This window comes from Bacteroidales bacterium (assembly GCA_013141385.1).
Taxonomy (GTDB): Bacteria; Bacteroidota; Bacteroidia; order Bacteroidales; family Tenuifilaceae; genus UBA8529.
In genome coordinates this window covers 1-23,924 of sequence record JABFRB010000029.1, presented here as the reverse complement: position 1 = coordinate 23,924, position 23,924 = coordinate 1, and the positions used below count along the sequence as shown (strand labels likewise).

22 protein-coding genes and 1 pseudogene are annotated in these 23,924 nt (G+C 33.2%); 14 read left to right on the top strand and 9 right to left on the bottom strand.

The genetic code is table 11. From position 1 onward, the window contains the following. Window positions 1-88: 88 nt before the first annotated feature. The 8 genes and pseudogenes from HOO91_16570 to HOO91_16535 all read right to left on the bottom strand — a co-directional run bounded on the left by HOO91_16570 (window position 89) and on the right by HOO91_16535 (window position 8,717). Window positions 89-652 (bottom strand): hypothetical protein, encoded by a 564-nt coding sequence (locus HOO91_16570; GenBank protein ID NOU19172.1) that lies wholly within the window; start codon window positions 650-652, stop codon window positions 89-91. A gap of 74 nt (window positions 653-726) precedes the next feature. Next, window positions 727-1,068 (bottom strand): NIPSNAP family protein, encoded by a 342-nt coding sequence (locus tag HOO91_16565; GenBank protein ID NOU19171.1) that lies wholly within the window; start codon window positions 1,066-1,068, stop codon window positions 727-729. Between the two features lie 74 nt (window positions 1,069-1,142). Continuing rightward, window positions 1,143-1,820, bottom strand: a complete 678-nt coding sequence (locus HOO91_16560; GenBank protein NOU19170.1) for a WYL domain-containing protein — start codon at window positions 1,818-1,820, stop codon at window positions 1,143-1,145. A 653-nt stretch (window positions 1,821-2,473) separates the two neighbouring features. Next, entirely contained in the window at window positions 2,474-3,226 is a 753-nt protein-coding gene (locus tag HOO91_16555) for a hypothetical protein (protein NOU19169.1), read from the bottom strand. A 315-nt stretch (window positions 3,227-3,541) separates the two neighbouring features. Further along, complete coding sequence (locus HOO91_16550; protein NOU19168.1) at window positions 3,542-3,940, bottom strand: type II toxin-antitoxin system death-on-curing family toxin; 399 nt, start codon at window positions 3,938-3,940, stop codon at window positions 3,542-3,544. A 55-nt stretch (window positions 3,941-3,995) separates the two neighbouring features. Next, window positions 3,996-5,001, bottom strand: a pseudogene (locus HOO91_16545) (DNA-binding protein). A 473-nt stretch (window positions 5,002-5,474) separates the two neighbouring features. After that, entirely contained in the window at window positions 5,475-7,070 is a 1,596-nt protein-coding gene (locus HOO91_16540) for a hypothetical protein (protein NOU19167.1), read from the bottom strand. Between the two features lie 3 nt (window positions 7,071-7,073). Then, window positions 7,074-8,717, bottom strand: a complete 1,644-nt coding sequence (locus HOO91_16535) for an RNA-directed DNA polymerase (protein NOU19166.1) — start codon at window positions 8,715-8,717, stop codon at window positions 7,074-7,076. 542 nt (window positions 8,718-9,259) lie between these two features. Between HOO91_16535 and HOO91_16530 the strand changes: the two genes are divergently transcribed. The 12 genes from HOO91_16530 (at window position 9,260) to HOO91_16475 (ending at window position 20,524) form a co-directional block, all read left to right on the top strand. After that, window positions 9,260-10,261 carry an AAA family ATPase gene (locus HOO91_16530; GenBank protein NOU19165.1) on the top strand — a complete coding sequence of 334 codons (1,002 nt, stop codon included), beginning with the start codon at window positions 9,260-9,262 and terminating at the stop codon, window positions 10,259-10,261. 6 nt (window positions 10,262-10,267) lie between these two features. Next, on the top strand, window positions 10,268-10,687 hold the full coding sequence (locus HOO91_16525; protein ID NOU19164.1) for a hypothetical protein: 420 nt from the start codon (window positions 10,268-10,270) through the stop codon (window positions 10,685-10,687). Between the two features lie 15 nt (window positions 10,688-10,702). Then, the gene (locus tag HOO91_16520) at window positions 10,703-11,590 is read left to right on the top strand and encodes a DUF58 domain-containing protein (protein NOU19163.1); all 888 of its coding nucleotides are present in this window, start codon (window positions 10,703-10,705) and stop codon (window positions 11,588-11,590) included. Window positions 11,591-11,602: 12 nt separating this feature from the next. Next, window positions 11,603-12,646 carry a hypothetical protein gene (locus tag HOO91_16515; GenBank protein ID NOU19162.1) on the top strand — a complete coding sequence of 348 codons (1,044 nt, stop codon included), beginning with the start codon at window positions 11,603-11,605 and terminating at the stop codon, window positions 12,644-12,646. Window positions 12,647-12,648: 2 nt separating this feature from the next. Next, the gene (locus HOO91_16510) at window positions 12,649-13,641 is read left to right on the top strand and encodes a VWA domain-containing protein (GenBank protein NOU19161.1); all 993 of its coding nucleotides are present in this window, start codon (window positions 12,649-12,651) and stop codon (window positions 13,639-13,641) included. Between the two features lie 85 nt (window positions 13,642-13,726). Continuing rightward, window positions 13,727-14,767, top strand: a complete 1,041-nt coding sequence (locus tag HOO91_16505) for a VWA domain-containing protein (GenBank protein NOU19160.1) — start codon at window positions 13,727-13,729, stop codon at window positions 14,765-14,767. Window positions 14,768-14,772: 5 nt separating this feature from the next. Beyond that, on the top strand, window positions 14,773-15,498 hold the full coding sequence (locus HOO91_16500; GenBank protein NOU19159.1) for a tetratricopeptide repeat protein: 726 nt from the start codon (window positions 14,773-14,775) through the stop codon (window positions 15,496-15,498). A gap of 17 nt (window positions 15,499-15,515) precedes the next feature. After that, complete coding sequence (locus HOO91_16495) at window positions 15,516-17,333, top strand: protein BatD (GenBank protein ID NOU19158.1); 1,818 nt, start codon at window positions 15,516-15,518, stop codon at window positions 17,331-17,333. Window positions 17,334-17,370: 37 nt separating this feature from the next. After that, window positions 17,371-18,132: a tetratricopeptide repeat protein gene (locus HOO91_16490; protein NOU19157.1), complete on the top strand. Its 762-nt coding sequence runs from the start codon at window positions 17,371-17,373 to the stop codon at window positions 18,130-18,132. A gap of 106 nt (window positions 18,133-18,238) precedes the next feature. After that, on the top strand, window positions 18,239-18,781 hold the full coding sequence (locus HOO91_16485) for a glutathione peroxidase (protein ID NOU19156.1): 543 nt from the start codon (window positions 18,239-18,241) through the stop codon (window positions 18,779-18,781). A 145-nt stretch (window positions 18,782-18,926) separates the two neighbouring features. Continuing rightward, entirely contained in the window at window positions 18,927-20,093 is a 1,167-nt protein-coding gene (locus HOO91_16480; GenBank protein NOU19155.1) for a hypothetical protein, read from the top strand. A gap of 11 nt (window positions 20,094-20,104) precedes the next feature. Further along, window positions 20,105-20,524, top strand: coding sequence for a hypothetical protein (locus HOO91_16475; protein ID NOU19154.1), 420 nt, complete (start codon window positions 20,105-20,107; stop codon window positions 20,522-20,524). A gap of 339 nt (window positions 20,525-20,863) precedes the next feature. Here the strand turns inward: HOO91_16475 and HOO91_16470 are convergent, their stop codons facing one another. Next, window positions 20,864-21,718 carry a hypothetical protein gene (locus tag HOO91_16470; protein NOU19153.1) on the bottom strand — a complete coding sequence of 285 codons (855 nt, stop codon included), beginning with the start codon at window positions 21,716-21,718 and terminating at the stop codon, window positions 20,864-20,866. 170 nt (window positions 21,719-21,888) lie between these two features. Between HOO91_16470 and HOO91_16465 the strand changes: the two genes are divergently transcribed. Together HOO91_16465 and HOO91_16460 are read left to right on the top strand one after the other, a co-directional pair. Next, window positions 21,889-23,451 (top strand): hypothetical protein, encoded by a 1,563-nt coding sequence (locus tag HOO91_16465; GenBank protein ID NOU19152.1) that lies wholly within the window; start codon window positions 21,889-21,891, stop codon window positions 23,449-23,451. 10 nt (window positions 23,452-23,461) lie between these two features. Beyond that, window positions 23,462-23,659 carry a hypothetical protein gene (locus HOO91_16460; protein ID NOU19151.1) on the top strand — a complete coding sequence of 66 codons (198 nt, stop codon included), beginning with the start codon at window positions 23,462-23,464 and terminating at the stop codon, window positions 23,657-23,659. Window positions 23,660-23,924: the final 265 nt, after the last annotated feature.

Sequence of the window (23,924 nt, the reverse complement as noted above, 5' to 3'; positions counted from 1 at the left end):
ATTCCATTGTAAGCCAAACAAGGGAAATTGTTCGCCCTGGCCGAAAGCATGAAAGAAAAAAACGCCCAAAGAAACTCTACTATATGAATTACAAACCTTTATAGCTTAAGTCAACGACATTGATATACATATACCAATTCCACTCCCAAGTTTTACCATTATCCTCAGAGAATGCTTGACTCCAAACAGGATTATCCTTGTTTCTTGAATCCCAACGAAAAACCACGATAATATTTTTCCCATTAAAAGAGTCCTTTGTGAAAAAATACCCTATGCCATTTTCAAAAGAACCAACAACGGGCGGATCTAATTTTCCTTCGTTTGAATCGGCCCAATAAATACTCCACAGTTTTGTTTTTGGGTTAAAAAGCCGAACTGTCATTCCTTCAAAGGGTATTCCATTGAATGTTGCAAAAAAATTATCGATATTTCCAATTCCATTCAAAACCTTACGCATTTCCTGTGTTGATTCAAATTCAGTCCATTCAATACAATTACTTAATCTCGATTTAAGCTTTCTGTTGTGGATTTTCCATTTCCCCTCATAAAAATTAAAATCCGATTTCGAAGAGGTGGAGGAAGGGGTAATTATAAGTTCTCCTTTCTCATCAAATTGTAACTGAGGTATTATTACCGTTTCGGTTTCATTCATAGCGTTTTGTGCGTTAATGTTAGAGTAAATTATCAATAATATTACAACGAATATTTGCCTCATATCCTAATAGTTTAATGTTGAATAATTGCTTCAATTTCTTTGTTGAATGGAACTACAACATCAATAGAATTTTCTATAAGCGAAACAATTGCTTCTCTAGGTCCTAATTTCCATTCGGTGCTTCCATAAAAAGTATCTTGACTTATTTGCCTTTCCTCTAAACTTTTATACTGACGTATTAAAAAGTAGCTATCAGGGTTTGATATGGAATTTCCATAAGCAAAAACTCTGATATTCCACCGTTTGAGCATTGGTAAGGATTGTTCGCAGAAGATTTTATGAAATAATTCGCCCGAATCCTTTTTAAGCTGGTAGGTTCTAATTTCAATAATTTCATTTGTTGTATTTTCCATATTGCCAAATTTAATTTTTGGCAAAGTTAAATTACAGGGCTGACAACCCTATGTCAGTCAAAAAAAAGTGGAACTTAAAAATTTTTAATATAATCTTGAATCGTGTATGTATGCCCCTTTCTAAAATGATTTTGATTGATAGATAAATGTTCTATCTGATTTATTTTGAAATCCCTATATTCTTCACGAAGCCAACACCAGGCAATTAAGTGCCATTGATTGGTATAAAATATCATCCCAATAGGCTCTATCTCTCTTTGCGTTTTATTTTTATTATTATCAGTATACTCTATTTTCAGAATAGATTTTTCAATAATTGCACTTTGGATATCGGATAAATAATTATTTTCTTTTGATTGATTATCAGGGTTATAAACATTTATTTTATCAGAAAAAAATTGCATTTTTTCAAAATCGTTATTCCTTAGTACCGATTTAATTTTATTAAGAGCAGAATCGGAATATTTTGTTATGGATTTATCAGTGAATTTATGTGCAAGATTTTGAAGCAGCAGCAGTGCATTCGCCTCCTCAACGGTAAATAGGAGGGGAGGGAGAAAATACCCATGCATAATGCTATAACCCTTATTAGGCTCAAAATTTATAGGAATACCTATTTCATTTAACGCCTTAATATCCCTGTAAACAGTACGTATACTCAAATTATATTTTTCCGATAATTGCTCAGCGCTTACAAACTTTTTGTACTGCAAAGTCCATAAAATACTCATTAACCGGTCAACTCTATTCATCTACTTTTTGGTATTATTAAAAGTTTGTTACCACCCATTTTTTAACTTTTTCCTGATATTTTAAGCAATATACTATTTTTCAAATATAATTTCCAATCACCATCCATGAATTGTAGTGCCATAAATCTGCAATCCAAATGTTATTCCAATTCCTAAAGAATTGGAATTAACCCTAGATATAAATACTTAACGGAAGAAAGTGAAAAGATTGTAAACTTACCACACACAATTAAACTATCGCATTTTGCGATTATTGATATTCGACACCATTTCATCGTATCGTAAAATACGATAGTTGTTTTGCTATAATCCCAGAGGGATTAAATGTGAATAGCCCCGCATGCAATGCGGGGTAAGGTATGAGAAAAGACCAACCACAGAGTGGTTGAATATTATTAGCAGAATGAATTCTGCGAAAGCAGGGTTTTTGTTGTTTGAATATTATGCAGACAAAACCTTCAAAATCAGAAAACTCAAGGCAGAAACCTAAACTTAACGAGAACCCATGCATACCCAACTAGAAATCCAAACTAACACATAATAACGCCGCGAATATGGTCACCACGTGCAACAAGAGTTGTAACCGTTATCTCTATATTCTATAAATTGTTGACTGCGCCTATATACATTGTTTTTCCCAAACAATAGTCAAATTACTTTCTACGGAAAAGCTTAGCAAAAATATTCCATAGCCAAGTTATCCCGCATACTATTCCTGTAATAACTAGTAATAAGGCCGACACTAGCAACAATACAAATTCCAAAATGGGTAGTAAAATAGCAATTAGTATATCTAAGACAACCCCAATTATTGCTAGGAAAATATCGAAATTATAATGATAACCGCTAGTATTCTTAGCTAAATCAGGGTAACTCGCTATAAGTTGACTTAAAGCATTTTGATTTAATGTTGGCGGTTTCGTAGAGCAGTCACATATATTTTTATTGAGTGCTTTGTAACACTCATTAAAGTGCTTTTCTTGTTCATAAGCGTCAACTTCCATTGAGCTATTTTTATACCCAAACATAGCCCAACTGCCAAGGTATTCCACCATAAAGAGCCTGATAAAACCCACTCCGAAAATACCAGTATCTCTGTTTTGAAGAACATGAAACCCTTCGTGAACCATAGTGCCAAGTCTCTTATAACTGGAAGGATCAAAATTTTTATTAAAATAGATATTAAATCGAGTGAAATTATAGATTCCCGGTAAAGTAATTGCAATTGTTTTGGATGAGGGTATATACCATGGAAGATTATTGTAAAAGTGAACTTTGTTCCAGTTAACTTTCGGGTAAAGAGTTTTTAGCAATTGCAAAACACAATCTGGTTTTTCAATCTCTTTCGGTTTAAACCAGCGGTAGTAGCCGCTTAAAATATTTTTGAATTTATCGCAGAGGCTCATAATAGTTCGATTTAGAAATTAAGAGGATGCTCGGTTAAAACTACTTTCGTGTTCAATAATAGTAAAGTAAGTAAAAAGGGCTGAACTTTCCAAGGCTATTAAGCAATATATCAGTGGCAAGTGGAAAGTGTTGCTGTGTAGCCGTGATGCTGTTGGGGTTGACAGTGGAGGGAGTAATATGTAGAATTAGACTATCGCAAATTGCGATTATTGTTTTGCAGTAATCCCGAAGGGATTAAATATGAATGGCTTCGTGTGCGATGCGGGGACAAATCTACAGCGAACGAGGGTTTAGATTATCGACTGCTTAATCGATTACCATTCGTTGTTATTCTCGTTTGATATACAGTGAATTAATTTTATTTTTATCTCTTCCGAAAAATCTTCTTCATAAATAATGGAATCGATAATATCTCTTAAAAAATCTTTGTCAATTCGTCCCGCAGCTAAATGGTAGCTGATTGTTTCCATTTTATATAGAAATCGTTGAGCGGCATCTAAATATCCATTTTTTAGAAGAAAAATACTTCCCAGCGAAATGGCAATTCTTTTATTACCATCTTGGAAACAATGGCTTTTATTTGCTGCGAAAAAGAGATGCGTTAATTTATCAATAAATGTTGGGTAATACGTGTCGTTTTGGATATGCTCCAAGGCTGCATCAAGCGAACCGATGTTAATAATCCCATCTGCGCCACCACCGCTAATTGCAATAGTTTTTTATGTATATTAATAACTTATTGTATATCTGTGATATATATTATTGCGTTCATTCACTGTCTTTAAGCCTTTTAAAAACATCTTTTGCATCTTCTAGCTGTTTTTCGAAGTTCACACTTTGTTCACCAAGGAATCGTTCAAAGTCAGCGGGTGATATCGAATGAATATACTCTTCAAGTTTTTTATGAAATGCATCTCTAAAATGCAAATCTCGTGATGCCATTTTTATTCTGGCATCTTCAATATGAGGTCGTTGCAGCGGATGTTTGGAGAAATCTATAAATATTTCATCCACTTCATTCGGTTGTAATTTGCGCCCTACTTTTTTATAGCACTTTTCAATCTCGTAAGCAATGCCTGTTTCGAATGAAGCTATAAGGTTAAGAATCTCTGCATACATCGTATCCCTTGCATTTTCCTTTGCTTCAAGTTTTAATATCTGTTTATATTCCTGAACATTTTCTTTGAATATGCATTGATATATTTTGTCCGTATACTAATGAGTATTTGTAATTCCCCATATCCACGTATCTGCTTAATGCAAAAGTAAATTCTTTCCTGTATTTACTTTCCCTTATGGCAGTTGGTAGATAATCAGAATCTTTGCGGTTAATGTATTTTGTTCCACCGCCAGTTCTTTCATTTATTGTTTCTATCACAATATCGAGTATCTTTGAGCGAAGGAGTTTAGCATTTTCGCTTTCTGCTAGCAACATTCCTAAGTTCAGAATGGCTCGGAAATTAAAAAGGCCAAGCTGTGTTGTTTTGCTCGGGACATTAATGACATGACCAAACTGTAACTTCAAGTCCTTTAATTGTTTACCCTTACTTAAAACATACCCATTGTGTTTTAACTCTTGCTCGTAATTCTCCAAATACCTTTTAATAGTTCTCTCATCAACGCCATAAAAATCCGCAACCATTTGGGTTGTAAATTTATATTCTCCTTCAAATAGCATTCCTGGCAAGCCGATGTACTCTTGAATTTTTTCGAGTGCAAATCAGTTATTCAAAATGTTTTGCCTATCGATATTTGAATTTGTTAAATTCTTCATTTCTCATTTTTTTAGAAAAATACAATTTACTCCATGGCGTTTTTCACAATAAGAGAACCCCTTGGTAATTTAGAATATACCCGTGTGTGCCTTGATGGTAAATATAGTAAAAGTTCTTTAAAGTTGATTTAAGGGCAAACCAAGAGGGTAAGGGTTTGAATGGTGATGGGGGAGGTGGTAAGTGGCAAGTGATAAGTGGCAAGAGACAAGTGAAAAGTGTTGCTGTGTAGCCGTGATGCTGTTGGGATTGACAGTGGAAGGAGTAATCAGGCAGAATTATACTATCGCAAATTGCGATTATTGTTTTGCAGCAATCCCAAAGGGATTAAATGTGAATAGCCCCGTATGCAATGCGGGGTGGGGCAGGAGAAATACAACAACCACGACGTGGTTGAATATTATTGGAATAATGAATTCTGTGAAAGCAAGGCTTAATATTATTTTGAATTGTTACGGTCAGAGACGGTTATTTTTTATTCATCAAATTTTTCAAATCTAATTTTAGGAATAATTGAAGGACATTCTTCTTTAAACGAGTCTGAAAATGCTTTTTCAATTACTAATTTGCTATTTTTCATATCACTAATTGGAACCTGAAACAAAACAGCATCATGCATAGGTATTAAAAATTCAATTGTTTCATAAGCTGATAACTTTATCAATGCTTTTTTTAAGATTAAAGAAGCTGTTCCTTGAATATTTTGGCTTAATAGCCATCTTTTCTCTTTATTCCAAAGGTGATTTTTACCAATTGACTCCCGATACCTAAAATTACCAAGGCTAGTTCCAATCCTATTATTCATTAGAAATTCTTTTTCTAATTTTTGCTTATAAACAACTAACTCTTTAAACTCAGAGAAAAAATCATTTAATTTTAATTGTATATCAATCTGTAATTGCGGGAAAAATTCATGTATAATTTGGGTAAGACCTTCAATTGACATGCCGTACATGTAAGCTAAAAATACAATTTTTGAGAATTTTCTGTGTGAAATATCCCCAAATAAAGTTATGCTAAGTCCTTCATATATATCACCTGTATTATATAATTCAATTAGTTTTTGGGCTTTGGATTTGTCTGCTAAAATCGCAGGTTCAAATTGACCAAAATCTGCGTAAATAAATTCTTTCTCTTTGTCTGGAATAAAAAAATCTCTTGAAGTTTTTCTAAGTTGCTGTATTAGCGGGTCTCTTATTAAAATCCTGCTAGTTACAGTTCCAATACAATCATAAACAGGATAAACTTTACTTTCTCCAACGGCACCAAATCTTAATAGAAATGATTTGTCTCTTTTAGATTTTTTTAAATTATATATTAGATTCAACAATTCACTGGAATCTGAACCATATTTGAGTAAGTGATCTATATTCTGATTGTCAATATTTCTGCCTGTATATTCGAATCCTGAATCTATTATGACTTTTCTTAAAACTTCATTATCAGTACTATTCAAAACGCCATAATCAAATCTAAGCTTCTTTTGATTATTATATATTATTTCATCCAACTTAGTCAAACGAGATTCTAATAATTTGGGAGAAATATTTATTCCATTTAATTGACGATTAACTAACAATTGTATTATTACAGTTTCAATTTTCCAAAATCTTTCATATTCCAAGTTTTCCTTTAATGCTAAATTTAATCTATTATAAACTAACTCCAATGCCTGAAGTAATTTGGTTAAAATATCACATTGGATTTGGCTTTTACGACCTTTATATATTGTTCTTAACGATTCAATTTCATTAGTTGATAGATCAGAATAATCTTGTAATACATATTCAATTGCCCATGAATTGCTTGTACTTAATTCCTTAACGGGCTTTCCCTTTAATAGTTTATACATTTGAGTTAAGTCAATAATATGAGCATTAATTGACTTAGTCTTACCTTTTAAGGTGTCAATAATTTTATTAATATCAAATGAAACTATTTGATTTTGGTGATTTAAAAAATACTTAAAGTCAACCTTTAGTGGTTGATTGGTGCTTTTATCAAGTAAATAAAACTCACCTTCATCCCTTGTGTTAAAATTATCTAATATTGTAACTAATGGGATAATCATTTACTATGAATTAATATCAGGTAATTCATTATACAAATTCTCAACAGGAATAGGGCTTGGTGCGATATAAAACAAATCAGAAAAAGACGTCCCTAATATTTTATATGTTCCAATATACTCAGGGATTATATGTTCCATTACATATGGCTCAATATACCTTGAATATGACAAATCTTTAACGGCAATTAATGCTATGCGTTGAGTAAAGAAATCTTTAAATATTATAAAGTTTTCAGCAATGAATTGTTTATCGTTAGTACTTCCAACTGCTGATAAGTATAAACAACAAGCAGCTATTTCAGGCTTTTTATGTTGATTTGATTTTATTTTCTTACGTGCAATACCAAGCAATTTGTCTGTTTTAAATTTTTTGGCTATTAATAATTGCCAGAGATAGTAAACTTGCCATTCATACGTACAAAGTATATCCTCAAATAAAATATTAGCTATTTGCTGACATTCTTCGGGACTTAAATCTACACATTCTAGAAATCTAAAAAAGGAATCGGTTGACCATGGTTGTTCTAATAATTCACCTAAAACACATGGCGTTAACTTGGAAACATCAATACTTTCGCGCATTTCCGTAATACGAAGTAATTTCTCGTATCTAAAAATGCAAAATCGAAATTCACGACTAGAGGTTTGTTTTCCTTCTATTAACTTGAGAGTTTTAGCTTCTAATAAAGGTATTGCCTTTTGTATTTGAATAGCTTTTTTTGATTTAAAGAGTTCGTCAATTTGTTCAATCTCTCTATCTGGGATTGGAAGATATTGAGTTAAGTTAGAATGATTTTGTGCTAATATTTCTGTTTTCTTTGCATTTACATTTAACCCTATATTTCGTAATTCAGCAATTAAGTTTTTTAATATTAATCGAGCTTCATATCTATCTTGGCAAACAAATCTAAGGTCATCCATATATCGATAATATTTATAACCATTTTTTATCATAGTTTCATCGACAGTTTTTAGATAGATGTTTGCTAAAAAAGATGATGGATTTCTATTTTGAGGGATGCCAGAACCTGTTTCAGGGACAGACCATTTAGTCAAAATTTTAGTTAATAATTGAACAACCCTTTTGTAATTTATTTTCTTTTCACATGATATATCCAATTCTAAAATCAAATCAGATAATTTTTCTCCCAATTTTTTCACACTAATATTTTCATAAAAATTTGTAAGGTCGGTAACTAACAAGACATTATCTTTATGTTGCTGCAAATCAATCGTAACATCTTTATTAAAAGCCCTCCATTGTTCAACAGGATGTCTAAAGAAATAACTATCTCTTTCTTTTGTATTACAAATACGATGCGAATATACTTCAACTCCTAGTTTGCTGTCTAAATCACCACCAATGATATCAATTAAGCCTTGATATACAACTCTATCAATAATATTAGTTTCTATTGAATAACGAAGGACAAATCCATTCTTAGGTATATCAAAATATTGTCTTCTTGAGGCTGAATATCTATTGAAATCAATCATTTTGAGTTTTTCAATAACAAAATCATCTGTTAAAAAGTCTTTAAACATGAATGGGTCTTTAAACCAATCATCTTCAATGTCTTTCTTAAGTCGTCGGATTGCTTGAGAAACATTAATTTCGATACCAGAAATAACTAGTGTTTTATCCATAAAACAAGTTTTACAAAACAATCTTTAAAATAGGCATAATCTTTAATTTGGAACGGGTATTATAAATTTCGATTTCCCTTTACTGATAAGTCTAATTTGGGTATATCTATTCAATTTTTATGAACAATATCTCAAAGTTAACTAAAAAAACTAATCATAAAAGAGTTATGCCGTTATAGAATTATATAACATTCCATTGGACTATTCTACAGTTAATAAATAGGTGTAATTTTGTTAGCGGACAAAGCCATCAAAAATAGAAAAGTTGAGGCGAGAGCCTCAACTTAACGAAGGGCATGGGTAGGACTATACTCTACTTTATATCTTTTCAACCCCCTTTTGCTAATCCTGTATATTCTATAATCTTTTCCATTCATTGTTTCCTCCCATTTATTTAAGGCGAGTTAAGAGGGGGGATGTTTATTCACACTTCTAAACACCATTTAACTTTTTTTAACTTGCAACAGGCGTATTAATTGTGAAATTTGCGGTTGTTAATTGTTAATAAAATAAAAAATAAACCGATATAACTATTTTGAACAATGAGCGAAATTAACACATTAAACATTAAGGAGTTAAACGAAAGAATTCGTCTTGAAAGTTCGTTTGTTGATATTATCAGCATGGAGATAAACAAGGTGATTGTTGGACAAAAACACCTTGTTGAGTCGCTGATGATTGGTTTACTTGCCGATGGGCACATCCTACTCGAAGGTGTACCCGGTTTGGCAAAAACTTTAGCAATAAATACGCTAGCCAATACAATTGACGCTAAGTTTAGCCGAATTCAATTCACTCCTGATTTGCTGCCTGCCGACCTTATTGGTACATTGGTTTACAGCCAAAAAAAGGAAGAATTCATTGTAAAGAAAGGGCCTATATTTACCAACTTTGTACTGGCCGATGAAATAAACCGCGCCCCAGCAAAGGTTCAGAGTGCCTTACTTGAGGCCATGCAGGAACGTCAGGTTACAATCGGCGAGGTAACTTACAAATTGGATCAGCCTTTCCTTGTACTTGCAACGCAAAACCCAATTGAGCAGGAGGGTACTTACCCGCTCCCAGAGGCACAAGTTGACCGTTTTATGCTTAAGGTTAAAATTACCTACCCAAAGCAGGAAGAGGAAAAACTTATCATGCGTCAGAATATTGCAAATACGTTTCCCAAGGCTAATATGGTTCTTAAAACTGAGGATATTATTAAGGCTAGGAGTATTGTACGCGAGGTTTACATGGATGAAAAGATTGAGAAATACATTCTCGATATCGTATTTGCTACCAGATTCCCAAAACAGTTTAAGCTTGAGAAGTTTGAGAATATGATTAGCTATGGTGCTTCGCCAAGGGCAAGTATCAACCTAGCATTAGCATCAAAAGCATTTGCATTTATCAAACGCCGTGGTTATGTAATTCCAGAGGATATCCGTTCGGTTTGCCATGATGTACTTCGTCATCGTATCGGTTTAACCTATGAGGCAGAAGCTGAGAATATTACAACCGAAGATATTATCTCGGAAATACTAAATACTGTTGAAGTACCATAAATATAGATGACACCTATATATCGGAAACTAATCCTCATATTAACGGTAAGTTTTATCCTTATCCAAGGTTATTCTCAAAACTTTATTGGTCAAAATAAAGAGGATATCCGAAAGAACACAAAGGCGACTTACCCCGGATTTGTATTCGATAAAGAGGTTGTAAATGGTAAGAAAAGTTTTATCAAGTATGTGAATACCTTCGAGGAGCAAACACTCCTTTTTATCCTAGATGAGAAGGGGTTTTGCACCTCAACCGCTAGGATGTACAACACATGGCTTTTGAATCAAGTAGTTACGGAACTTGATTCGAAATACAAAAAAAAGAATTCAACTACATGGCTAGAGTACAGCAACGGTAAGGTGTTCGAAAAAACTTTAAAAAAAGGAAACTGGTTTATTACAGTAATTACTCGTCCAAAAAAATAAAAAGTAATCGGTAATATGGAAGCCACCGAATTATTAAAGAAGGTACGAAAAATTGAGATAAAAACTCGCGGATTATCCAAGCATATATTCGCAGGTCAATACCATAGCGCATTTAAGGGCAAAGGTATGGCGTTTAGCGAGGTTAGGGAGTATCTATATGGCGATGATATTCGCTCTATCGATTGGAATGTTACCGCCCGTTTTAACCACCCATACATTAAGGTATTTGAAGAGGAACGTGAGCTAACCGTTATGCTTTTAATAGATGTTAGCGGTTCCAGAATGTTTGGTTCAACCACAACCCTTAAGAAAAATCTTATTGCTGAAATTTCGGCTGTGCTTGCATTCTCGGCTATTCAGAATAACGATAAGATTGGTGCAATCCTTTTTAGCGATAGGGTTGAGAAATTTATCCCTCCTCAAAAGGGAAAAACTCATATTCTACGGATTATCAGAGAACTTATTGAGTATGAGCCTAAAAATCAGGAAACCAATATTTCTGAGGCATTGCGTTACCTTACCAATGCTATTAAAAAGCGTTGTACAGCGTTTATCCTTAGCGATTTTATTGATTTAGATTCTGATTCATCAAACCCACGCTTTAACGATGCTTTAACAATAGCAAACAATAAACACGATGTGGTTGGCATACGAGTTTACGATAAACGCGAAACCGAAATACCATCGGTTGGGCTAATTAAGCTCAAAGATGCAGAAAGTAACGCATATAAATGGGTTGATACTTCTAGCTCAGTAACCAGACGGATTTACGCTGAATGGTGGAATAAAACAAGCGCAAACCTTAAAACGGTATTCTCAAGGTGTAAGGTTGACTGGGTTTCAATCAGCACCGATGAGGACTATGTTAAACCTCTTATTCTACTTTTTAAGCATAGAGGCTAATACAAATTTACTATGAAGACTCGATTACTATTAATATTACTCATTCTAGGCACAAATTCCTTTTCTCAGCAAGCCGATACTGATTCTAAATATTCAGTAAGAACAAAGCTTACTAAGGATTCAATTCTTTTAGGCGATAGAGTTGGATTAACCATATCTGTTCTTGTTCCAGAATCATGTAAGGTTAGTTTTCCTCCCTTAAGTGATTCTTTAATAAAAGGTATAGAATTGGTTAATAAACCAATTTTCGAAACAGCTAAGCTTAAGGATCATAAAGTTGAGCAGATAATGAAATTGCTTATTACCTCTTTTGATAGTGGTAACTATCAGCTCCCGGAGCTTAAAATAGCCATAGCTGATGGGGCAAAAACTGATACTGTGCTTTCAAATCCTTTAACATTTATTGTAAACTCAATACCTCGCAATAAAGCAGTTAAGGATATTTATGACATAAAAGCGCCCATTGAAGAACCTATCACATTTAAAGAGGCTGCTCCTTGGGCGTTTGGAGGATTGCTTTTTGCTGGGTTAATATTTTTGGTTATTCTATATTTGAGGAGAAGAAAGCTAAATCAACCTTTCAGCTTTATTCAGAAACCTGTGGAACCGCCACACGTTATTGCTATCAGAGAGCTTGAAAAGATTAAGCAAGAAAAACTCTGGATAACTGATAACCACAAGCATTACTACACCCGATTGATTGATGTACTGCGGGTTTATATCGAGGGTAGATTTTATGTAAGTGCAATGGAGCAAACAACCGATGAAATCCTTTTAGGTCTAAGACAAGCGGATTTCCCTGTTGATGAGCTTTACAAGCAATTACAGGAATCATTATTCCTTGCCGACTTGGTTAAGTTTGCAAAGTACACCCCCTTTGTCTCTGAAAATGAGCAGAATTTGAAATTCGCTTTTGATTTTGTAGATAAAACAAAACCAATTATTGAGGCAAAACCTTCAAACGATGCTGAAATTACAAATACTGAGACAAAGGAAGTGTCGAAGGAAGAAACAAAAGAAGTATTACAAGAACAGGATAATAAAATATTAAGCTAAAAATGAACCAATTAGTATTTGCACATCCAAAATTCTTTTACCTGCTTTTGCTAATACCAGCAATGGTTGCATGGTATATATTTCGTCAGAAAGATTCTAAGGCTAGTTTGCAAATATCAACTTTACAAAGTTTTGCAAAATCACCTGTATCAATAAAAGTTTATTTAAGGCATATACTCTTTGCACTAAGGGTTATTGTTATTACATTAATTATCATAGTTTTAGCACGACCCCAGTCTACAAATACTTGGAAGAATGTTACAACCGAAGGAATAGATATAATCCTTGCTATTGACGTTTCGGGGAGTATGCTAGCCAGAGATTTTACACCTGATCGTTTAGAGGCAGCAAAGGAGATTGGGATTAAATTTATTAGCGGACGCCAGACCGATAGGATGGGGCTAGTAATTTTTTCGGGAGAAAGTTTTACACTTTGCCCGCTTACAACAGATCATGCTTCGCTTATCAACATGTTCAAGGATATCAAAATGGGAATTCTTGAGGATGGAACGGCAATTGGATCTGGTTTGGCAACTGCAATTTCGAGGTTAAAGGATAGTAATGCTATAAGTCGAGTAGTTATTCTTTTGACAGATGGTGTGAATAATAGGGGAGAGATAGCACCCTTAACCGCTGCCGAAATTGCTAAAAGCTATGGAGTAAGGGTTTACCCGGTTGGTATAGGCTCTATAGGTACCGCACCATACCCAGTTCAAACTCCTTTTGGGGTTCAATACCAGAATATGGAGGTAAAAATTGATGAGGAGGTACTCCAACAAATTGCTGAAATGACAGGTGGTAGATACTTTAGGGCAACAAATAATAAAGCCTTAGAACAAGTATATTCCGAGATTGATAAATTGGAACGCTCTAAAATAGAGGTTACTGAGTACAATAAGAGAGAGGAGCGGTTTAGAATTTTTGGTTTAATCGCTTTGCTGCTTATTGCATCGGAGTTTGTATTGCGATCAACGATTTTCAGGAGTATTCCATAAAAAGAAGTTCTAAGTGTGGAGTTTAGAGTTAAAAGTTTAGTGTTTAGTCAACAAAAGAATAGCTAATAAAGTAAACTGAAGAGTTATGTTTAGATTTTCGCATCCAGAATATTTATACTTTTTGTTCCTAATACCTATTATTATAGGATTATTTTGGTTTGCTACTATTTTGCAAAAACGAGCAATCAACCGTTTTGGTAATCTCGATATTTTAAAACAGCTAATGCCAGGAATATCATTTAAGAGAGGTTGGTTAAAAACTATAATTTTCACTGTTGCCATTACTTTAATAATCCTAGGAATGGCTGGACCTCAGTTCGGCTCTAAGTTAACAGAGGTTAAGCGCAAGGGTATCGAACTAATAATTGCCCTTGATGTCTCAAATAGCATGATGGCGGAGGATATTCAACCAAATCGGTTGGAGCGAGCAAAACAGTCTATTTCTAGACTTGTTGATAAACTATCCAACGATAGGCTTGGGCTAATAGTATTTGCTGGTGATGCCTACATTCAACTCCCAATAACCAACGATTATATATCGGCTAAGATGTTCCTTTCATCTATCAACCCAGGAGTTGTACCAAAGCAAGGAACAGCAATAGGCTCTGCCATTAATTTGGCAGCAAGTTCATTTAGCCCTCAAGGCGAAACCAGTAAGGTTATTGTTGTTCTATCAGATGGTGAAAATCATGAGGATGACCCAGTTGAAGCTGCAAAAAGAGCTGCTGAACAGGGAATATATGTTTATGCAATTGGAATTGGATCGCCCCAAGGAGCACCAATCCCTTCACTATCAGCAGATACACAAAATTCATTCTGGAAAGATAAGGATGGTAACGTTGTAGTATCCAAACTTGATGAGGAAACCCTTTCAAAAGTTGCAGTTGCTGGAAATGGAAAATATATCCGTGCAACAAATTCTCAGTTTGGCTTAATTCCTCTATTCGAGGATATTAATAAGATGCAGAAAACAGAGATGAAGGAGAAGATATACTCGGAGTACGATGATCAATTTCAGTATCTTTTTGGATTAGCATTTCTACTGCTATTTCTAGAATTTCTGATACTTGAAAGAAAAAATAAATGGTTAACCAAACTAAATCTATTCGGTGTTAATAGGAGGTAAAAAAGATGAAAAAATTAGCACTTACTTTAGTTTCAATTATCTTAATTGCATTTCAAGCAAATGCTCAAACGGAAAAAAAATCAATCCGTCAGGGTAATCGTGAGTTTAACAAAAAGGATTTCACAAGTTCTGAAATATCCTATCGAAAGGCAATTGAAAAAAATCCATCATCGTTTAAAGGTAATTTCAACCTTGCTGATGCCCTCTATAAACAGGATAAGCACGAGGAAACAGTAAAATTGCTTGATGGATTATCAGGAGCAAACGTTAGCGATGTTCAAAAATCTAATGTGTATTACAATATGGGTAATTCTTACCTAAAGCAGCAAAAGCTAAAGGAAAGCATTGATTCATATAAAAAATCATTACGTTTAAATCCCAGTGATAACGAGGCTAAGTATAATCTTGCTGAAGCACAAAGAATGCTAAAGCAACAGCAGCAAAAGGACAAAAACGATAAAGACAATAAGGATAAAGATAACAAGGATAATAAAGATAAGAATAAGGATAAGGACAAGAAAGATCAAAAGGATCAGGACGATAAGGATAAGAATAAACAGAATCAGGATCAAAAGGATAAAAATCAACCACAACAACAGAAACAAAAAATATCTCAGGAGGATGCACGCCGTATGCTTGAAGCCCTACAGAATAATGAGAAACAGGTGCAGCAGAAATTGCGTGAGCAGCAGGTAAAGGCAGCAAAGGTTAAGGTTGAGAAAAATTGGTAATGAGTTACACTTTAAATATGAAAAGAACAATTATTGTTTTGGGATTATTACTACTCCGATTTTTAACCTTTGCACAGGAGGTTAGGCTCGAAGTAAATGGACCAAGTTTAGTTGCTGTTGGAGAGCAGTTTAGGCTTACATATTCATTAAATAAGCGACCTTCATCGTTTACTCCACCCAATATTGAAAATTTTGAGGTGCTAGCAGGCCCAAGTACTTCTCAGAGTACTAGTATTGAGGTAATTAATGGAAGGGTAACCCAAAGCGAAAATATTTCATACACCTTTATTTTAGAGGCCACCAAGGAGGGCAAGTTTACTATTGATCCTGCTAAAGCAGTTGTTGGAAATGATGAGTTGAAATCTAACCCAATTAGTATTGAGGTTGTTAAACAAACAAATTCATCACGACAACAGCAAAGCCAGAATTCAAGTCAACAGGAACAAACTGAAGTAAGAAACGATTTACCCTCGTCTGATTTATTTGTAACTATTGAATTTAATAGAAGTTCTGTATACCTTGGTGAACCTTTAGTTGCAACCTTAAAACTTTATACTACCATAAATATTGTGGGGTTTAATGATATGAAGTTTCCTGCATTTAATGGGTTTTGGAGTCAGGAACTTGAAACTCCAACAAATATTGAATTTAAACGTGCTAATGTAAATGGTAAGTTATATAGTGCGGGTGTAATAAAAAAGTATCTTTTATTCCCACAGAAAAATAGTAATCTTGAAATAGAGCCATTTGAACTAGAAGTGCTTTATCAGCAGCGTACAAATCGCGCTCAATCTATTTTTGATGACTTTTTTGGTTCCGTTGAAACGTATAAGAAAAAGTTGGTAAGCAAACCAATTACAATTGCTGTTAAGGATTTACCAGTAAATGCGCCTGAATCGTTCAAAGGTGGAGTTGGTAGTTTTAAATTGGAACCTTCCATTGATAAAAATGTAGTTAAAACTAATGAAGCAATTACCCTTAGGGTTAAATTATCAGGGGTAGGAAATATTAAATTGATTGAATCGCCTAAAATTGAATTCCCTTCGGGTTTTGAGCTGTTTGATCCAAAAACAACAGATAAGATTATAAATAGTGCCGCAGGTTCTACTGGTTATAAACTATTTGAATATGTTGCAATTCCAAGAACTCCTGGCAATTTCACCATTCCACCAATTGTGTTTACATACTTCGATCCTTCCAAAGGTCAATATGTTACAACTAAATCATCAGAATTTAATATTAAAGTAACCTCAGATGGGGCAGATCCCGGAACTTCTTCGGGTTATGGGTATGGAAAAGAGGATATTAAATTTATTGGTAAGGATATCCGATTTATTAAAACCACAAAACTGAGTGAAAAACCTTTTTCGGGATATTTCATTGGTTCGTTTATGTTTTTCCTCACGATTATATTATTGCTGATAGGTTTTGGTGCTCTTATGTTTTTAATGAGTAAACATCAAAAGGAGATATCAGATATTATGCTGATTAAGAACAAGAAGGCCAATAAGGTTGCTCGTAAGCGTTTACAGGTTGCCGAATTGCATCTTAAAGAAAATAGGAGGGAGCAATTCTTTGAGGAGATTCACAAAGCGATGTGGGGTTACCTTTCCGATAAACTTAGCATTCCAATATCAAATTTAACAAGCGATAATGCTCGTATTGAATTGAAATCAAGGGACATTGCTGATAATGATATTGAGGAGTTCATGCGGATTATCTCAGTATGTGAGTATGCACGTTTTGCTCCAGCTACTGACAACTCGGAAATGAGTTTGCTATACAATAGCGCACATCAGCTAATTTCTAAACTTGAGCAGATTATTAAAAGATAAAAGTGTAAAATGATATTTTCATTTTAATTTATAAATTATGTTACGATATATTTTAAACATACTAATAATTGTTACTCTTTCATCAGGCTTTGTATTTGCGGATAATGTCAATAACCTCATGGCTGCTGCAAATAAAAGTTATACCGATGGAAAATACGATGATGCTGTAAAATCCTACGAATCAATTCTTAAGCAAGGCTACAAGTCAGATGTGATTTACTATAACCTTGGTAACGCATACTATAAATTGAAGAATATTCCAGCAGCCATTCTTAATTATGAGAGAGCCAACCTGCTTAATCCTGGAGATGAGAATATTAATTTCAATCTTGATTTAGCAAAAACCTTTACGGTTGATAGAATAGAGCCACTCCCAGAATTTTTTTTAACAACCTTCTCTAAGAAATTCAGACAATCTATGTCAACCAATGGATGGGCATATACTGGAATTTTATTTTTTATAATATCGTTAGTTCTTGCATATTTTTTCTGGTTCTCATATAGTTCCAACCTTAAAAGAATAGCTTTTTCAGTAGGATTATTTACTGTTTTTATTACAATCCTATCTTTTACATTTAGTACTCAACAGAAAAATAATATAGTTAACCATAACTACGGCATACTATTTCCTTCGGTAGTTGCAGTTAAGACTTCACCTGGAGAGTCGGGGAAAGATTTTTTTGTACTTCATGCTGGAGCCAAGGTTCATATAATTGACTCTGTTGGCGATTGGCTCGAAATCTGCATCGCTGATGGTAATGAAGGCTGGGTACTAAAAGAAACGCTTGAGAGAATATAGATAAGGGGTTTGATCTGTTAAGCATTGTAAAATTTCTCCCTATACCTTTAACTTATTTCAATATTAGTTGTTTATGGTTTAACTAATAACCAAAACAACTAATACAATGAAAATTATAGCACTTCTATCGTTTGGATTACTTGCAGCAGGAGTTGCTGTTGCACAATCAAAATCTTTATTCGATTTCACTGTAAAATCAATAGATGGTTCTGAGTATTCTTTATCCCAGCTCAAAGGGAAGAAAGTAATGGTAGTGAATACAGCATCAAAATGCGGATTTACTCCTCAGTACGAAACATTACAGAAACTTTATCAAGATTATAAGGATAAAAACTTTATAGTAATTGGTTTCCCTGCCAATAATTTTGGTAGTCAGGAGCCTGGTACTAATAAGGAGATTAGAGAGTTTTGTACATCGAAATATAGTGTAACCTTTCCCATGATGGAAAAAATATCAGTAAAAGGGGATGATATCAATCCATTATACAAATGGCTTACTTCAAAGTCTGAAAATGGCGTAATGGATAGCGAAGTTAAATGGAATTTCCAAAAATACCTTATTGATGAAAATGGGAAATTAGTTGATGTAGCTTTTTCAAAAGAAAAGCCTGATTCCGAAAGGATTATTAAATGGATTATGGGTAATTAGTACCTTTAAGTAACTAATAATCCGCTATTTATATTTAGATAATTGAGTTACATCACTTCTATAAGTGAGTCATATCACTAAAAATTGTTGAACCAAGTTTTTTTTTCACTGTTTAGGTATCAATGTTAACCTAAACATATTGATTATGAAAAAGAAAATTGGTTTTTTTCTATTGTTTTTGATGTTGCACTACGTGAACTCTTTTGCTCAAGATGAATGGAAGCCTCAAACCCATTTTACAGGATATTTAAATTCAATTATTGAATATTCAGACCATTCAAATATAAGCGCATTAGGGTCGCCAACAGAAAAACATAAAGGAATTGGGTTGGCACAAGCTGGATTTTTGGCTACTTATAAGCCTTTGGAAAAACTTGAAATAAAATCAACTCTTGTTTATAGTCCGTGGACGCGAAGTTTGCACGATGTTGTAGTAGAAACATTTGGACAATACACTTTTAATCAGGGCTTTAAACTTGGTGCAGGAAAATTTCTTACCCCATTAAGCCCTTCAAATTTATATTATTATGCCCCACTAAACCCAAGTGGTGTTCTACCAATGGTTGTTTCTCACCATATGTTTTTTCCCCAAAGCGTTAGTGGAATTCAAATTGCAGGTTCCTTTGGTGAAAATCTAAGGGTAAACTACAATGTCACATATGGTAATTATTACATTACAGATCATGTCGAGGGTGGAATTATTGGGATTCAAGGACAAGAAGAAATTGTTCCGTTCTCAGGACATTATGAAGTGTATGAAGGTAATATACCTAAATCATACCTAGGTGGATCTGGAAGACTGTCTTTCGATTTTAAAGAAATAGGAACTTTAGGGCTAAACATATTTGAAGGTACAGAATCTAACTTGGTAGTATTAGATGCAGCTACTGGTAATGTATCAAGCCTTGAAGAGGCTAAACAGAGATCATTAGGAGTTGATTTACATCTTAATATACAAAAATTTAAGTTAAATGCTGAATATTGGAATGCTGATTTAAAAACCACGGAAAGCACTCCAATTTTTTCTCTAGTATACAAAGGATACTATGCTGAGTTAACCTATGATGCTGGAGCTTTTAAGCCTTGGGTGAGATATGAATATATCGAAGATGCAAAAGCAGTTTTTACTGATGGCTCTCTAGTTGATTTGCCAATGGCTTCATATTCGGGTGGTATAGCCTATCGTCCTTTCTACGAAACCATTTTTAAGTTGGAATATAGAAGGATGTTGGTTGAAAAGTACCAAAAAACCTCTTATACCAATTTTAAAGACTACAATTATTACTTGTTTTCATTTGTATTTTCATTTTAAAAAAAGAGACCATGCGAAAATATGTACTTTTATTAATGATAGTAGTTATTGGAATTACAGTTCATGCCCAAGGTTATAAGGTAATTGTAAATCAATCCAATTCAACTAGTACTTTAAGTAAAGATGAGGTTTCTAATCTTTTCTTAAAAAAGAATACAAAATGGACTGATGGTAAAACGGTTGATCCAGTTGATCAGGCAGCTGGCACTGGCATAAGAAAGACATTTACTGAAGAAATACATAAAAAAACAGTAAGCGCAATCAAGAGTTTTTGGCAGCAAGCCATTTTTGCAGGAGTAAATACACCTCCAATTGAAAAAGCATCTGATGATGAAGTTGTAAGGTATGTCAATCAAAATGCTGGAGCTATAGGTTATGTTTCCTCCGGAACTGATATATCTAGTGTAAAAGAACTTAAAGTATCCAAATAAGTTCTTTAGGTGTGTGCAAGTTATTAACTAATTCGAATTTCTTAATGAGTTAATTCCCCATCACTTTTGAAGCAAATAGTCGTGTTTTTGATACATCGTTCACTTGCGGTGGTGTAATTTATAATTTAATCTCTTTAGGGTAAATTCTTTGTTGCTCGCAAAAAATAATTTTGCGTATGGCACAAGGCAAATATATTCACAAATCGCATAATGTGTTAGTGATGTTATATGATTTAAAGGCTCAAAACAGAATTAACTGATTTGAGCCTTTACTAGTGAATATTAATTTTATTGTTTGAAATCTATATGTTTACAGATACTTTTGTATAAAGTTAACTACTACCAAGCACTTTTAGCATCTAAAGTATACTTTACTAAACCTCTCATGTATCTATTGCCTTCTATTAGTTGTGTTCTTGTCATAGATAAAAGAGTTGCATTTCCTGTACCAGCGGTTGTTGGTCTACCAGATGCAATATATGCTGCATCAAGTGCTGCAGCATTTGAACGGCTATACCATGCTAAGTTACGGGTAGAAGCAGCAGGATCAGTTACAGCGTAGTAATAATTATCATTACTTACATCATTTGTAAAATAATGACCCGCTTTCCAATTGCATTCTAACCAAGTTTCATAGTTGCCATGGTTAATTTGAGTAACTACACAAGCAGAAGTATGCCATGGATTAGACACATCATTTAAGTAATGAGTTGAGTAACCTAAGGCTTTATCACCATTAACTTTGTCGCTTGGATAATAATAAAAACAACTTCTTTTGTCAGTGTCATAAACAGTTGTCCCTTTAATAACATTATTACACCACCAATCAGCATTACCCCAAACATAAGGATAAGGTGAAGAACAACCATAAACGTAACCATGCCTCCACTGTTGTAATCCTGGTGTATTTGGATCAACTTCGTCAGGACGGTTAGCATTAAGTTGCATTCTCATGGCGCGATCACTTGCAACCCCCATCTTAGTTGCAGCTATGTACATTGTGTATTGATGTACTAGTTGACCGAATTTTGACATTGTAGCCGACATATCCACCTTTTGCACAGGAACAAGAATAGCAGTTGGGCTAACTACTTTATCAGTTTGAACCTTTTCCTGAACTGATAAATCTTTTTTACAACTGATAAATCCTAAGGAAATTGTCAATAGGATAAATCCAAATTTCAAATTTTTCATAATAATTTCAATTTTAGTTTAGTATTAAAAGGAAGCAATACAAATAAAAAGTAAAAAAATATAGAATAAAACATTATAATATCGTAAAGTGTAAACTTCTAAACAATATTAGTTAAACTAAAAACAGCTATATTGTAATTGAAAATAAATAGATTAAATAAATACATTTGTTGAATATTGTAAACATCAACTGTATGTCAAATAGATTATTTATACTTATAAATTCTTTATCGAAGCAGGAAAAAAGGTATTTCAAACTTTTTGCTGGCAATAACCGTAAGGCAAGTAACTATATTAGATTGTTTGATGTAATAGCAAAACAAAAAAGTTATGACGAGAAACAAGTCAGAGAGTATTTTTGTAATGAAACATTTATCAAACAATTACATGTTACAAAAAATCATCTTTATAATCTCATTTTAAAAAGTTTACAATTATATCATACCGATATCTCTGCAGAATCAAAAATTAAGAAATTACTTAGTTTTGTTGAAATTCTGTATCACAAAGGACTTTATAATGAATGTACTAATCTTTTAGATAAAGCAAAAAAAATTGCAATTGAAAACGAATCCCACCTTTTGTTGATTGAAATAATTGAATGGCATAGTAAGATTGCATTTATTGTGACAAAAGTTAGCAATCTAGAAAAATTTATTTTTGAACACTATAAAAATGAAATTGAAATACTCAAAATATTAAGGAATAAAAGTGAATACCGAAAGTTATTCTACGAAATTCTGATACTTAATAATTTAGGTACTCCTATCAGGAGCAGTTTTGATTTAACAAAATATAAAAAAATCATAAGCAGGCCATTATTAAAAAATGAGAAAATGGCAATTTCGTATTTTTCTCGAGTGATGTTTTATTATATTCAGGCTTACTATTATCTTAACAAAGGAGAAATTGATGAGAGTAGCAGGTTTAACGAGCGAATTGTAAGTTTAATGGAAAAAGATCCTCGTCAAATAAAAAATTCGCCAATACATTATGTTGCAGCATTAAACAATTTGATATATTCGAATATTCATCTTAAAAAATTTTCACAATGCTATACCTTACTGCCTAAACTCAAAAACATAGCTAAAAATTATAGTCTTTCAAATGATTTAACTATTGATTTGAAAGAAATCATATTTATCCGTTCAAATTTTCTTGAACTGGAGTTGTATAAAGAATCTTATGAATTTGAAAAAGCTATTCATCTTATCAATGAATTAAAATTGAAAATACATTATTTCTTTTCAATACCTATTACAAGGTATAAAATATTTCTGATGTATACTATTTCGTACATATATTTTGTTTTATCCGATTATTCTAATGCTTTATGTTGGATTAATAAAGTTTTAAATATAACAGAAATAAAAGAACCGGTGGATATATTTTGTTTCGCTCGAATTTTGAATATACTTATTCATTATGAATTGAATAATTTTCGTGAAATTGAATATCTCTATCAATCGAATATTCGTTTTTTTAGTAAAAGAAATCGGCTATATAAACTTGAATCATTTATTTTCAATTTTATTAAAAATAAATTGTTAAATAAAACACTTTCAGATAATTTGGTAACTGATTTTATAAACTTGAAAAAAGAATTACAAAGAATTACAATTAATCCGCAAGATAAAAAAGCACTCCAATATTTCGATTGTGTGTTGTGGGTGGAAAGTAAAATTGAAAATATGAAGATGAATGAATATTTGATATCAAGAAAGAACTTTTAAGTTTAAAACTATGGACTCATCATTATTTGATTCGAACCGCTATTCATTTCTTTTTCTTCCCTTGCTAATCTTCTTTGTCCGTATTTACGATGTAACAATAGGTACAATAAGAATAGTATTTGTATCGAAGGGACATAAGCGAGTAGCTCCCATTTTGGGATTTTTTGAGGTGTTTATTTGGGGTAATGTGGTCAAAAATGGTTGGTGATTGATTCAAATTTGTTTTGTAATATTCGTTTGTAATCTGAAGAGGAATTAGGCTCTGCTGAAGAGCAACCTACCGCAATAAGATTACGACTCAAAAAACAATTTTATAAGTAGCAACTTGAGTTAATTATTAGAATCTATATCACTGTTATCCGACTAAAATGCACTTTTGAGGTTTACTCTTCATAATTGCATGATAATCAGTTATTGGTTTTTACTTTTTAGAAATCACCTCTTGCTAAAATGCAATTCTTATTTGCAATTTG